Source organism: Neobacillus ginsengisoli (assembly GCF_030813055.1).
Genome location: NZ_JAUSTW010000008.1, coordinates 98402 through 112005, shown reverse-complemented (window position 1 = coordinate 112005; position 13604 = coordinate 98402). Strand labels below are relative to the sequence as shown.

Sequence of the window (13604 nt, the reverse complement as noted above, 5' to 3'; positions counted from 1 at the left end):
CTACATACCCTCGAAAGTTCACATTTTGTTCATATTCACTTCATATTCCGGCAATATCGCTTTCGTATGTTTAGAATATTGATAAATAAATGAAGGGTATGAGTGATTCTATGGGCCAAGGAAAATTAAAATTCAAGTGGCATTATCTAGGGCTGGCAGCAATTCTATTCTTATCTATCATTCTTAATTTTTATAAGTTAGGGCAGGAGGGGTATGGAAATACCTATTATTCTGCTGCAGTAAAAAGTATGATGGACAGTTGGCACAACTTTTTCTTTAACTCATTTGATTCCAAAGGATTTATTACCATTGATAAACCACCAGTTGGTTTTTGGTTTCAAACATTAAGTGCATATATTTTCGGATTTAAAGGATGGAGCTTATTTCTGCCTCAAGCATTGGCCGGTGTGTTAGCGGTCGCATTACTTTACCATCTTGTGGCCCGTGTGTTTGGACGTGGGGCCGGGCTTTTGGCAGCCTTATTTTTGGCACTAACCCCGATTGTTGTGGCGGCGGACCGGACGAATGAAGTGGATAGCATGCTTATGTTCGTTACACTGATAGCCACTTGGGCGATTAGCAAAGCGGTAGAGAAAAGTCATTTAAAATGGTTGGTGCTCGCCTTCTTTTTAGTTGGAGTCGGGTTTAACATTAAGATGATGGAGGCGTTTCTCGTACTACCGGCCTTTTACCTTTTTTATTTGATCTCCCCCAAATTAACTTGGACTAAAAAGCTGGTTCACCTATTGGTAGCTACAATCGTCCTTATGGTTGTTTCCTTATCTTGGTCGATTATTGTTGATTCGGTTCCATCAGATCAGCGCCCATATGTTGGTAGTACACAAAATAATTCGATGATCACACTAGCGATTGGTTATAACGGGATCAATCGGTTGGTTGGTCAACAGCGAGGTCAACAAGGAAATTTCCACATGAGCCCACAGCAAGGCCAGCAGTTCAGTAATTGGAACGGGAGTAACGAGGTTCACCGAAAGGCAGGCTCGAATGTCCAATCATCAATGGGGCAGCCTATGAACAGTCATAACCCTCAGTTCATGAGAAATATGTCACGGAATCAGGGGAACTTTTTTTCCGGATTTGGACAAACAGGTAACACGGGCATTTTCAGACTTTTTACAACTCCTGAATTGGATGGTCAACTCAGTTGGCTTTTGCCGGGTGTCTTAATTAGTGTTATTTCACTCTTGTGGGGCACGCGTTTTCGAGTTCCTATTGAACGTAAGCGGCAAACGGTTGTTTTATGGACAGTATGGGTTTTAACCATGCTTGTCTTCTTCAGTATTGCAAAAAGGTTCAGCAGTTACTACATGGTAATGATGGCTCCGGGTATTGCAGCTTTGGCCGGAGCTGGTTTTAAAGAAATGTGGAAACAATGGGGTGCAAAAGAAAAAAAAGAAAGCTGGTTTTTACCTCTTGCTATGGTGTGCACCGTGGTCTTTGAAATTTCTGTAGTATGGAAATACCCAACATTACGGGACCCGCTTTCGATTACAATCGGGGTTCTGACAATAATTGCTTTGATTTGTTTGATGTTTGTCAAAAAAATAAATGCTCCTGGTAAGAGAGGTATTTCTATCATTGTAATGGTGGCGGGTGTTCTGGCTTTAATAGCTGCTCCTACAGCATGGGCGATGACTCCAATTGAATATGGCGGTAACGTAACCAAACCGTTTGCAGGTCCGGAGCTAAAAACCCAGCATGGTCGAGATGGGATGACATCCAATCCTAATCTTGAAAACTATTTAAAATCGAATTATCGAGAAGGAACATACCTGGTGGCAACATTAAATGCCACGTCGGCTGCACCTATTATTCTTGATACCGGCCTTCCTGTTATGGCAATGGGGGGATTTATGGGAAATGATCCGGCACTTACAGTTGAAAAGCTGCAAAAGTTGGTCAATGAAGGACAAATCCGCTATTTCCTTCTGCAAGAGAGGTCATTTGGTCATCAACAATCAGCTGTCCTCAATTGGATCAAAACCAACTGTCTTGTCGTACCCGGATACAAGTGGCAGGACACACCATTTAAGCCAAGTCAAAACCGGGGTCGGTTAGGATTTGGAAATTCTTCAATGACACTTTATGAATATGTCAAAAAATAAGACGTCCTTTAATTCTTGAGAAAAAGGGTGTACCATGTTATTCACGATTGGAAAAAATTCTGTTTTTACAGAGAAAAAAGGTTCCGCGGTCCCTTATGAAGGCTGAAAAATGTGAGGATGACAAATCGAAAAAAAAATCTAATTTGTCGTCTGATTGGTGCAGAGGTTTATTCCTCTGCATTTTTTTATTTCTAAATATCGAATTTTTACTACGCTCTGTGCAGGTAAGGCATTGGAGAAACAGTTATTCTTCAAAAAGAGGTTAATCCTTTATGTCCCCCAGTCCTATATTTCGATCCATCTATTTTCACTTAAGTTCCCGAAAAAAGACTTTGTATATATACAAGTTATGCAAGTTATATATTGTATAACTTATTTCAAACCTTTATAATTTAAGTAAATTAAGGATAAAAGCATATCTTTGGAGGTATTCAAGGATTTCTACATAAGGTACTACTTTTAAAAATGCACATCTGATGAAAATTGACAACAAATCGGTATTTTAGGAGGAAATTAGTATGGGTTTGAGTATAGAACAGCTACCAGAAACTCGTCAAACGATCCTTCGTACCCTTAAATGTGATGGACCAGCTACGATTGCAGAACTTGCTTCTCGACTAGAGATGACGCGTGAAGCCATACGACAACACCTTTTGCAGCTAGAGTATGAAGGGTGGATTGGACGGAATTTGAAAAGAGATCCAGGCAACGGTGGAGGACGCCCATCGACGTGTTATAGTCTCACCTCTGAGGGTGATCACTTATTCCCTAAGCATTATGACTCCCTCACTGTAGAAGTCCTTGACACCGTCGCTGATCAGTTAGGACCTGAGGCTTTAATACAGGTGCTTTCTATGATGACGGAGGCAAGGGTACGAGAGTGGGAAACACGTCTAAAAGGGTTAAGCTTAACCGAACGTATAGAAGCTCTCAAGGAAATTTATTTGGAAGATGACTCTTTTATGGAGGTAGATCATTCAGGTGACGGCCTCTACTTGATTGAACGAAATTGTCCGTTCCTAAATGTTGCCAAACGGCGTCCGATCCTTTGTAGTGTGACCGTTACAGCCCTTACTCGGTTACTTGGCTATAGAGTCATACGCCAAGAACGTTTTCAGAATGGGGACGGACGTTGTGCTTTTCGGGTATTGCTAAACGAGCCAATTCAAAAAGGTTCTTATGATTTTATTCCAGAAACTTAGGATTGAGTTGTTCAAAACTTCATAAATTATAATTTTTATTGAAAAGAAAGTGGAGGTAAACAAAATGGCTATTGATACAAGAATATTAATTACAAAGGAATTTCCAAATTTAGTTGATCTAAATAAAAAAAACAACCAAGCTCATCGATTTATGGAAGGGGTCAAAGATTTAATCGAATTATGCGGAGATGACCCTAACCGTGACGGTCTTCAAGAAACGCCATATCGGGTGTTTAAGGCATTTCTTGAATATACGGAAGGATATCGAGAAGATCCTAAAATGCATCTCGAAAAAACGTTTGATGTCGACCATCAAGAACTCGTTCTGGTAAAAAATATTGAGTTTCATTCCGTATGTGAGCATCATTTTGCACCATTTTTCGGTGTTGCCCACGTTGGTTATATACCTAATGAGAAAATAACTGGTTTGTCCAAAATTGCGCGAATGGTTGAAGGATTCGCAAAAAGATTTCAGGTCCAAGAACGCCTAACGACACAGATCTCAGAGGCTATTGAAGAAGTTCTTGAGCCAATAGGTACGATGGTGGTAATCGAAGCAAAGCACATGTGTATGTGTGGAAGAGGAATCAAAAAAACCAGTGCATCCACAACGACTTCTTCTGTTCGCGGGGTATTTGCGGATCAATCCGACGCACGAGCAGAGTTTTTGTCCTTACTTCATAGATAAAGATGGAATTTTGGGTTAAATGACTCATGAAAGATATGAATTTTTTAGATGAAGCTACTATTATATTTAATCCGGTACAACATGAAGGTGGGTATCAATGAAAAAAGTTGGATTAGTCATGAGAAAGATACAATATACCGAGTCCCAAGGACCTCGGGTCTTTGCTGATCGATTAAAGCAAATCTGCAAAGAATTTGGTGTTGACATTGTTTTTATATCCCCCGATCGCCATGTTAGCGGTTATGATTGGATTCCAGGCTATGAGCATGAAAAAGGTGATTTAGTAAACTACGATATTGTTTTGGATAAAATCAACTCGGAAAACATTGATCATGTTATATATACTGTTTCAGGATTTACCTATTTAAAAATGTTCATTAAAAATAGCGTTTTATTCCCACATAGTTTTCCAGATCCAGCCTTAACTGGTTATGAAATGATGAAGCCGTTTTATCAAATAGTTGATAAGGCGATTGTACAAACAGAATTTCTTAAACGTGAATTAGACACAAAATTTGGCGTAAAAGACGTAACAGTTATTCCAATTGGTTTCAATGAAAGTTTAGCAGAGAAGTATTTTGATCCTTCTCAAATCGTAGATAATCGCGTACTTTGGATTGGAAGGGACGAGGAAAATAGACGTCCTGATCTTGTTTTCGAGTATGCGCGTAAAAATCCGGACAAAGAGGTGTTTATGGTTTTTGGCGGATTACGTTATAAAGAAAGTATAAAGAGGTATAAAATACCTGGAAATGTCAATTTACAATTTGCATTAACACAAGACGAGATATTTTCTCTTATGAACACTGCAAAGGTATATTGGTCTAGTTCAAAATTTGATACTTTTGCCATGCCCCTATCAGAAGCTTTAGCAATGGGGAAAATAGTAGTTAAACCTGAACACCCCTGTTACGATCATATAAGTTCAAAACACACTTTTTCTGGTAATGAGAAGAACTGGTTTGAGCTTGTGAACATGGCTGCAGCTTCATCAAAAAGGATTTCTTTTGAAAATCGACAATATGCTTTCGAGCATTTTTCTAGTAAAGTCATGAAGCAGGGCTATAGGGATTTCTTTGATCAATGGTTTAGTAATAGTGGAAAGCCAGAAGCAGAATTGTCGGCAGCCTTAGCAAAAATGAACTAATGTTACTTTATAAGTTTTATAAACGGTCGTTTTTATCATGAATTTTGAGTATGAGAGGAGTACAGGAATGAAATCCACCATTGAAAAATTACAAAAGCTTCACACTTCTGCGCAAAAATTAGAGACGGTACTGCAAGAGTTTTGGAGCCTGATTGACGAAATCGAAGAAGATAATGAATTCAGCGACCTTTTGAATAAAGCTAAAAATTATCAATCAAAGAAGCAGAAGTCCGATGAAAACTTGGAAGAGCTTTCAATTAGGTTGAACGAATTCGAAAACAGTATGGGACAAATTCCAGAAGACGGAACGGCTGCAGTGGATTTTGAAGATGCAATATCAGAACTAATAGAATGGATAAAAAATAATAAATAGGCAGTCAATAAAGGAAGTCTACATTAAATTTTATAAAGGACTAACCTTTCACAGTTAGTCCTAATTCTTATATTCTATGTAATATGGGATTTCGAAATCTCTAATGAATCATTTTTGCTTTTTCTCGGTTATGCGAATGTACAAAAAAGTGTTGGTTTCGGTGGAAGCACAGCACGAAATCTTTGATATTTAGGCTTTTAATGCTAATTGATTTTTCCGGAATAGCTGTTCTATAAAAGCCCTTGTCTTTTCGAATGCTTCCTCCGGACTTACTGCTACTTCGGCAATATATGCTTCATCAGGTAATTGGTCATCTACACCGGGTATTTTAATACGATCCCCATAGCTATTAATTGCACCATATTCACGCATATGATCGATACATTTAAATAGGGGCTCCCAATACTCTGGATGAACAAAAATAGCCTTGGTTCGATGTCTTCGAAGGTGATTGGTTTGAATTTTTGAAAGAGTTTCGTATACTTCCCAGGAAGTACCAAACCCCCCAGGCCAAAACAGGATGACATGAGAGTAATTAATGAGTACGCCCTCTCTAATCGAAAAGTTATTCATCCGTAATCGCTGATTGGAGTAGACAGAGTAGGTATCCTTTAAATTGAAAAAATTATCCACACCAAATTGACAGTCGATCCCAATAACATGGGCATCCTGGCTTCTTGCCCCTTGGGCAGCTGCCCGCATAATCCCAGGCCCGCCGCCGGTACAAAGGGGCACATAACAGCCTCCTAGTGCTTTTTCTTGTTCCTTGGCAGCATAATGTCCCCACAACTCCCCGAATTTTAGAGCCGAATCCCAAAATTTTGCGCTCTTTTCGACCATTCTATGTTGACGTTCTATCCGATCACTCGTTCTTGCCAATTTATCTTCGAGCAGCCTTATGCAGAAGGGGTCTTTCTCCTTTTCTATATCGGAATGCAATTTTTCGGCATGGCTGTTCAGGATGGTTAGACTTTTCTCGGCAATTTCTTTACATGAAATTGAGCCTGAACCCATTAGCGTAACGACTCCATATTTCGCTTCATAACTAAATAAAAGCTCAGCAGCATAGATGTCGGCAACACTTTCATCCGTTCCGAGAGTCCTATCGTTGGGGATGAAACAGACTTTAGTTCCTATGACATGAAAGGAAGCAATGCATGTTTCATTCGAGTAATTCTCCCATCGAATAATAAACCCGTTCTCGTCTACATTATAAGAAACTATATTTCCATTATCATGGATATTACTGATGGATAGACTGTAGTCATTCGTTTTTGACGGTGTCCGTGGATCAAACGTTATAGGTTCTTCAAATGTTATCTTGGCAATATTCTTATCCGTTTTTTCAATCCACCAACCTGTACCCGACCCTGTCCATTTATTTGTAGCAGGTTCATAAAAGACCGTGCCATACAGTTCAAATTGTTTCATCGGAACAACCTTCCTTTATTAGTTTCATTCAATGCATTGGCTGGTTGATTTTAGGTTGTCCAAAATTTACTATCGTTAGTTTGAATTTCCTCATTATTTTTATTCATAATTATTTTTCTCAGCATTAGAAGGGTCTTAGAAATGCAGATTCTCGAATGGGAAATCGAAAACCAACATTATAAATTCTAGTCGATGAAAAGCAGGGATTATCTATTAAACCAAGTCTTTCATGCAGAGTCTAACCAGATTAGTGATCTATCCGACATTTGAAATATTCTATCCGCTAATTGGAGCACTTTATCCGCCAGTGGTGCGCCATATTATTCCAATAGATCTTATATTCATTCATCAATTAGCTCATATAAAGCGTAAATAACTTAATAGTACAAATGAGTTATTTAAATTATCAGAATAATAAAATATAATATTGGTAGATTATAGAAAAGGTGGCGATGGTATTTGAAAGCGCTTAAATCTATTCTTGTTTGGGGGGTAATAGCCGCCCTGGGCGCGGCAGGATTTGCTGTGATGGCCTTAAACAGCGGGGAAAGTATTAATGCAGTTTGGCTTTTAACAGCTGCCGTTTGTGTTTATGCGATTGCTTATCGATTTTACAGCAGGTTTATTGCCAATAAGGTATTTCAGCTTGACGACACACGCAAAACACCTTCAGAAATCAATAACGACGGAAAAGATTATGTTCCAACAAACAAATGGGTTCTATTTGGACACCACTTTGCTGCCATTGCCGGTGCAGGACCATTAGTCGGTCCGATTCTTGCGGCACAAATGGGGTATTTGCCGGGAACCATTTGGATTGTGGTGGGTGTGGTTCTAGCTGGTGCTGTGCAAGACTTCATTATTCTTTTTGGCTCGATGCGGCGAAATGGAAAGTCACTCGGTGAAATGATTAAAGACGAAATGGGTCGAGTAACAGGTCTGATATCCATGATTGGCATTTTAGGAATTATGATTATCTTATTAGCCGTTTTAGCATTGGTGGTTGTGAAAGCATTGACAGGTAGTCCATGGGGGATGTTCACCATTGCAGCCACCATACCCATTGCCATTTTTATGGGGATTTATATGCGCTATATTCGTCCGGGCCGTGTTGGAGAAGCATCCTTAATTGGAATCGTATTATTGCTTTTCTCACTCTACTTTGGCCAAACGGTTGCGGAAAATCCAACATTAGCCAGTATGTTTACCTTTAAAGGTGAAACCATTGCGATCATGATGGTCATCTATGGTTTTATTGCATCGGTCTTACCAGTATGGCTTCTTTTAGCACCTCGTGATTATTTAAGTACGTTTTTAAAAGTAGGAACAATCCTTGCATTAGCCTTGGGAATCATCATCGTTGCACCTAATCTTGAAATGCCCGGCCTGACTAAATTCATTAATGGAACGGGTCCGGTTTTCGCCGGAAATCTCTTCCCATTCTTATTTATTACAATCGCTTGCGGTTCTGTATCCGGGTTCCATGCCCTGGTCTCCTCGGGCACAACACCTAAAATGATTGAGCGTGAATCACACGCTAGACCAATTGGTTTTGGAGCGATGCTGACAGAATCATTTGTTGCCATCATGGCCATGATTGCTGCATGCGTGTTGACGCCCGGGATTTACTTTGCGATTAACAGCCCGCCTGCCCTAATCGGAACGGATGTTGTCCAAGCAGCGAATACCGTCTCAAGTTGGGGATTTACGATCACTCCGGATGCTTTAACAACAATTGCAAAAAATGTGGGTGAGCAAACTATACTATCAAGAACTGGCGGTGCACCAACCCTTGCGATTGGTATGGCTGTCATTTTTTCAAAAGTAATGGGTGGTAAGGCATTAATGGCCTTTTGGTACCATTTTGCCATCCTTTTCGAAGCCTTGTTCATTTTAACCACGATTGATGCCGGAACACGTGTTGGGCGTTTCATGATTCAAGATTTAATCGGGACGGTTTATAAGCCCTTTGCTAAAACAGAGGCTTTAATACCTAATCTTATTGCAACAGCATTATGCGTCGCCTTCTGGGGTTACTTCTTATATCAAGGAGTAATTGACCCACTGGGTGGAATAAATACGTTATGGCCGCTATTTGGAATAGCCAACCAAATGCTGGCAGGAATTGCCTTACTTCTTGGTACAACGATCCTTTACAAAATGGGCAAAAAAGCATATGTATGGGTAACACTGCTACCAACAACGTGGCTGTTAATTGTCACATTAACCGCAGGTTGGCAAAAATTATTCCATGAAAATCCAAAAATCGGCTTCCTTGCCCATGCGAAAATTTTTAGTGAGGCAAATGATGCTGGAAAAATCCTTGCTCCAGCGAAAACTGCTGCACAAATGAAACAAGTACTGATTAACGATTATGTGGATGCCACACTTACTGCTATTTTTATGGTTGTTGTCATTGTCGTCTTGATCTCTGCACTCCGAATCTGGTTTAAAGTCATAACAAACCACAAATTACCGTTGCACGAGTCACCATATGTACAGCGTGATAAAGGGGATATTACAAAATATGCTTAACAAATTAAAGGAACTAGGCGCCTACAGGAAGCAATTCATCAGTTTGCTGGTCGGAGTTCCAAGCTACGAAACATACGTCGAACATATGGAATCACACCATCCCGGCATGCCGGTTAAATCAAGGAAAGAGTTTTTCTGTGAGGCACAAGAAGCACGTTACAACGCCAAGGGCGGAAAGGTTTCAAGGTGCTGTTAAACAGACACGAATAGAAAGATTGCATAAAAGTACGGTACATACCTATCGTAAACAAAATCATCTTGGTTGTTTCAATGTACCGCCATCCAATTTGGTTAAACATATAAGAAAACAGCATCAAGCGAATTTGATGCTGTTTTTTTATTAAAAACATTGATTACTACTTTGGTGCAGGGTATTAAATGTACTTTTATACCGTAAGTATAATGATGAGAATATCGATAAATAATGGATGCTGCTAATCAAGAGAAGGAGGGTAATCGGTGAAAAAAGAGCAGGTACAATTCATAGAAAAGCTATCCAATCCAAGCCTTAAAGGGAGAGTTCCCGGAACAAAAGGCCATGATGCTGCTCGAAGTCTTATTGTAGAACAATTTGAAAGATTGTCGCTAACACCATTATTCGATAAGGAATGGGAACAAACCTACACAGCTTTTAATGGACAGATTGGCCGAAACCTGATTGCCCAAAAAAAGGGGAGCGGCGAAAAATGGTTACTTTTAGGAGCACACTATGATCATATACATGGCTGTCCGGGGGCAAATGATAACGCGGCATCCATCGGTATATTAATGTCTGTACTTGATTCATTAAAAACAACTAAATTAACTATTACGATTGTTTTAGCCATCTTTGATATGGAAGAGCCAAGATACTTCATGACCAATAGCATGGGAAGTATTCAATTTTATCATCAGTCTCAAAAAATATTGAACTACAATGATTTCCTCGGGGCATATATCTTAGATTTATGTGGTCATAATGTCCCTGTAAAAAATCGTGAACAATCCTTGTTTGTTATTGGAGCCAATACATGCCCAATTCTTTCAAAATCCATTGAATTTGCGCAAGGAAATGTAAAGGATCTACAAGTCTATCGCTTGAGAAACCGAGAATTATTTCATTTATCCGATAATTACATCTTTGATAGACGCAAAATTCCTAACTTATTTTTTACATGTGGTCATTATGCTTACTTGCATACTCCTGAAGATACATTTGAAAAACTGAATCTAATTAAAATCTCGAAAATCGTTTCTCTCATTATACACAGCGTACTAAATATCAACTCACAATTTGATGACAAGAGTGGTCAGCCATTACTCCCATCCGGTGACGTTCCTCTATTTAATCGTAAATCTGAAGCAGCTGAGCTAGGACGATTTTTGAAAGTCGAACTTGATTCCTATCATAATCTTGATCGTATATGTCAAGTGTTAATGAGAGAAATATCGAAAGGTCAAATGATGAATCTAGAAAAAATCAGATTAACGTTGAAAGCTATGAAGTTACTATAATAATTCTACGAGGGGAAAACGGGAACGAAATGAGTAAAAACCTGTCCCGCTAGAGGTTGGAACTTGACTAGGATAAAAGTTTTGGTTAATCTAAATATCCCATGTTTCCATCATTGAATAGTGAGGTGACTAGTTAAAAGGATGAGTGCCAAAGATCAAGTGTCTGTCCGTGACCATAAAGATTATCAACGAGAAGTGGAGCGTTTAGAGTTTACCAAGGAATATATACGAACTGTTTTAGAGATTTCTAAGGGGAATAAAGAATTTTTTGTTGAAAATATGAAACAAGCGTTTGCTGACCTAGACAATCAGGACAGTAGTGCAAGTTACACGGATCTCCTCGCGAATGCAAGTTTTCTTGAATTAGCTGAAAGTGAACTGAAAAGGTTAGAAAGCGTGATCGGCAAACCTTATTTCTCAAGGATTGATTTTACAAACGATAGCAGTAAAAGCGAAGAAATTTTGTACATAGGCAAGGTATCGTTATTTGACCGTGTGACCCAACAGCCCATTATTGTGGATTGGAGGTCACCGATTGCCAATGTGTACTATGACGGCCGCCTTGGAGAGGTTTCTTATGAAGCATATGGGGAGACACAAACCGGTTACTTATCATTAAAAAGGCAGTATGAAATTATCGATGGATTATTAAAAGACATCAGGGACATCGATTTGACCACCCACGACGAACTTTTGCAGAAATCATTGTCAGGTAAAGCAGACAATCGCTTAACAGAAATCGTTGCGACCATTCAAAATGAGCAAAATGAAGTGATCCGAGCATCACTGAAACACCCCATTATCGTTCAAGGGGCCGCGGGAAGCGGGAAGACAACAATCGCACTCCATAGAATATCCTACTTTCTCTATTCCTTTGGTTATCAATTTCCTCCAGAAAAATTAATGATTCTCGCACCAAACCGATTGTTTATCGATTATATATCTGCCGTTTTACCTGAATTAGGGGTCAACAAAATTAATCAAACGACCTTTATTGATTTTATGAAAAGTTGCTTAGGGCAGAAAATAAGACTATTTTCCCCTAATGGTAAGCTGATGAAACTTCTTGAAGGTAAAGGAAAATCCAAGTCAATGCAATGGGTGTCCAGTTATAAGGGTTCACTCGAATTTAAGGAAGTAATCTATAGTTATATCAAAGAATTAGAATATAAACTTGCCCCTAGAGAGGATTTTATTGTAGAAAAATCGATTCTCATGAAGGGAAAAAAGCTCAATCGACTATTTTTACAAGAATATACCTACTTACCAATCTATAAAAGGATTGGAAAAATAAAATCCTTATTAGAAGATGATTTGAAAAAGAAGAAATCCATCATGCTATCAAAACTCAACACGAAATATGATGATGCGTTAGAAAAGATTCTTTATAGCAGGAGGCTGCAATCGGAAAAAAGACAGCATAAAGTGGTTGACCTCATGGATATGAAAGATCAAAGAAAAGCGAAGGTGGAGAAGGAATCAAAGACAGCGGTAAAAAAATATATGGAACCGTTTGTCATGAAAGATATTTTTACCTTATACAAAGAATTGATGTCCTCCCCTGAAAGGATAAAAGAACATTCAACTACTCTTTCAGATCAAGAATGCAAGGTTTTAAGTAAATTTTGTCAGCGGATTTTTGATAAAAATGCGTTCGAACTGGAGGATTTAGCTCCGTTATTTTATATGAAGGCCAAATTAGAAGGCATCGATGAAAAATATAAAATGCGAAGTATCTTCATTGATGAGGCGCAGGATTACAGCTATTTTCAATTTGCCGCATTAAAGGAAGGCTTCGAAACAGACTTGTTTACCATTGTCGGAGATTTAGCACAAGGCATTCATTCCTATCGCGGCTTGAATAGTTGGGCCCCTGTATTGAAAGAGATTTTCCCAAATGCGAATTATCAAGCCCTACAAAAAAGCTACCGAACAACCGTTGAAATCATGAATTTGGCCAATGATATCCTTAAGCTGTTCGATCAAGACTTGCCAAAGGTCGAACCCGTCATTCGACATGGGCAAAAACCATTGTTTAAAACAATTGACCCAGTTAATCCGAAACAGGTTAGGCTTCAGCTAGAGCAAGATATTGCCTCACTCAAAGAGGAAGAGCTTCATTCCATTGCGATCATTGGGCGAACCGACAGAGAATGTCAAAGAATTCATCAGATCGTGGAAAAGAGTCATCTTCCCATTCAATTATTAGAAGAAAAACAAGACATGAAGAAGGGGCATGTGGTGATTGTACCTTCCTATTTATCAAAAGGGTTGGAGTTTGATGCTGTTTTGATTGTATGCTTGGAAGAACCATACACAAACGTAGAATTAGACATCAAATTACTGTACGTGTCCATGACAAGACCGATGCATCGATTGTATTTATACGGGAAAGACCCTTCAGACTTTTTATTAAATAGGGCGGACTCTTTACATTTCGTTTCTTGAATAAAAAACAGCTTGGTGCGAACCGTCCCTGCGGTTTAAAAGTAATTCAAAAAATAGTTCTATTTGATTAGCATAATTTTATAAAAAAGTGGTACATTTTTTTAATCCCATCATATATTAGCTTCTGTGTGAGAAATGAGTTAGGAAGGAAGAACGTAAG

10 protein-coding genes are annotated in these 13604 nt (G+C 39.0%); 9 read left to right on the top strand and 1 reads right to left on the bottom strand.

The window, feature by feature from the left end:
• Positions 1 to 110 precede the first annotated feature (110 nt).
• The 5 genes from J2S10_RS21415 to J2S10_RS21395 all read left to right on the top strand — a co-directional run bounded on the left by J2S10_RS21415 (position 111) and on the right by J2S10_RS21395 (position 5536).
• Positions 111 to 2126, top strand: coding sequence for a glycosyltransferase family 39 protein (locus tag J2S10_RS21415; RefSeq protein ID WP_307412152.1), 2016 nt, complete (start codon positions 111 to 113; stop codon positions 2124 to 2126).
• A 518-nt stretch (positions 2127 to 2644) separates the two neighbouring features.
• Positions 2645 to 3328, top strand: a complete 684-nt coding sequence (locus tag J2S10_RS21410) for a helix-turn-helix transcriptional regulator (RefSeq protein ID WP_307412149.1) — start codon at positions 2645 to 2647, stop codon at positions 3326 to 3328.
• Positions 3329 to 3392: 64 nt separating this feature from the next.
• Positions 3393 to 4016, top strand: a complete 624-nt coding sequence (gene folE / locus J2S10_RS21405; RefSeq protein WP_307412145.1) for a GTP cyclohydrolase I FolE — start codon at positions 3393 to 3395, stop codon at positions 4014 to 4016.
• Positions 4017 to 4113: 97 nt separating this feature from the next.
• A complete protein-coding gene (locus J2S10_RS21400; RefSeq protein WP_307412142.1) occupies positions 4114 to 5163 on the top strand; it encodes a glycosyltransferase in 1050 nt (349 codons plus the stop codon).
• Between the two features lie 67 nt (positions 5164 to 5230).
• The gene (locus tag J2S10_RS21395; RefSeq protein WP_307412140.1) at positions 5231 to 5536 is read left to right on the top strand and encodes a hypothetical protein; all 306 of its coding nucleotides are present in this window, start codon (positions 5231 to 5233) and stop codon (positions 5534 to 5536) included.
• Positions 5537 to 5725: 189 nt separating this feature from the next.
• On the opposite strand, the gene J2S10_RS21390 is transcribed toward J2S10_RS21395, so the two are convergent.
• The gene (locus J2S10_RS21390) at positions 5726 to 6967 is read right to left on the bottom strand and encodes an LOG family protein (protein WP_307412137.1); all 1242 of its coding nucleotides are present in this window, start codon (positions 6965 to 6967) and stop codon (positions 5726 to 5728) included.
• 459 nt (positions 6968 to 7426) lie between these two features.
• On the opposite strand from J2S10_RS21390, the gene J2S10_RS21385 reads away from it, so the two are divergent.
• The 4 genes from J2S10_RS21385 to helD all read left to right on the top strand — a co-directional run bounded on the left by J2S10_RS21385 (position 7427) and on the right by helD (position 13444).
• Positions 7427 to 9502, top strand: coding sequence for a carbon starvation CstA family protein (locus J2S10_RS21385; protein ID WP_307412136.1), 2076 nt, complete (start codon positions 7427 to 7429; stop codon positions 9500 to 9502).
• Entirely contained in the window at positions 9495 to 9698 is a 204-nt protein-coding gene (locus tag J2S10_RS21380) for a YbdD/YjiX family protein (RefSeq protein ID WP_307412133.1), read from the top strand. Before J2S10_RS21385 ends, J2S10_RS21380 begins: the two co-directional genes overlap by 8 nt.
• Positions 9699 to 9961: 263 nt before the next feature.
• Complete coding sequence (locus J2S10_RS21375) at positions 9962 to 10996, top strand: M28 family peptidase (protein ID WP_307412130.1); 1035 nt, start codon at positions 9962 to 9964, stop codon at positions 10994 to 10996.
• 141 nt (positions 10997 to 11137) lie between these two features.
• Entirely contained in the window at positions 11138 to 13444 is a 2307-nt protein-coding gene (gene helD, locus J2S10_RS21370; RefSeq protein WP_307412127.1) for an RNA polymerase recycling motor HelD, read from the top strand.
• Positions 13445 to 13604: the final 160 nt, after the last annotated feature.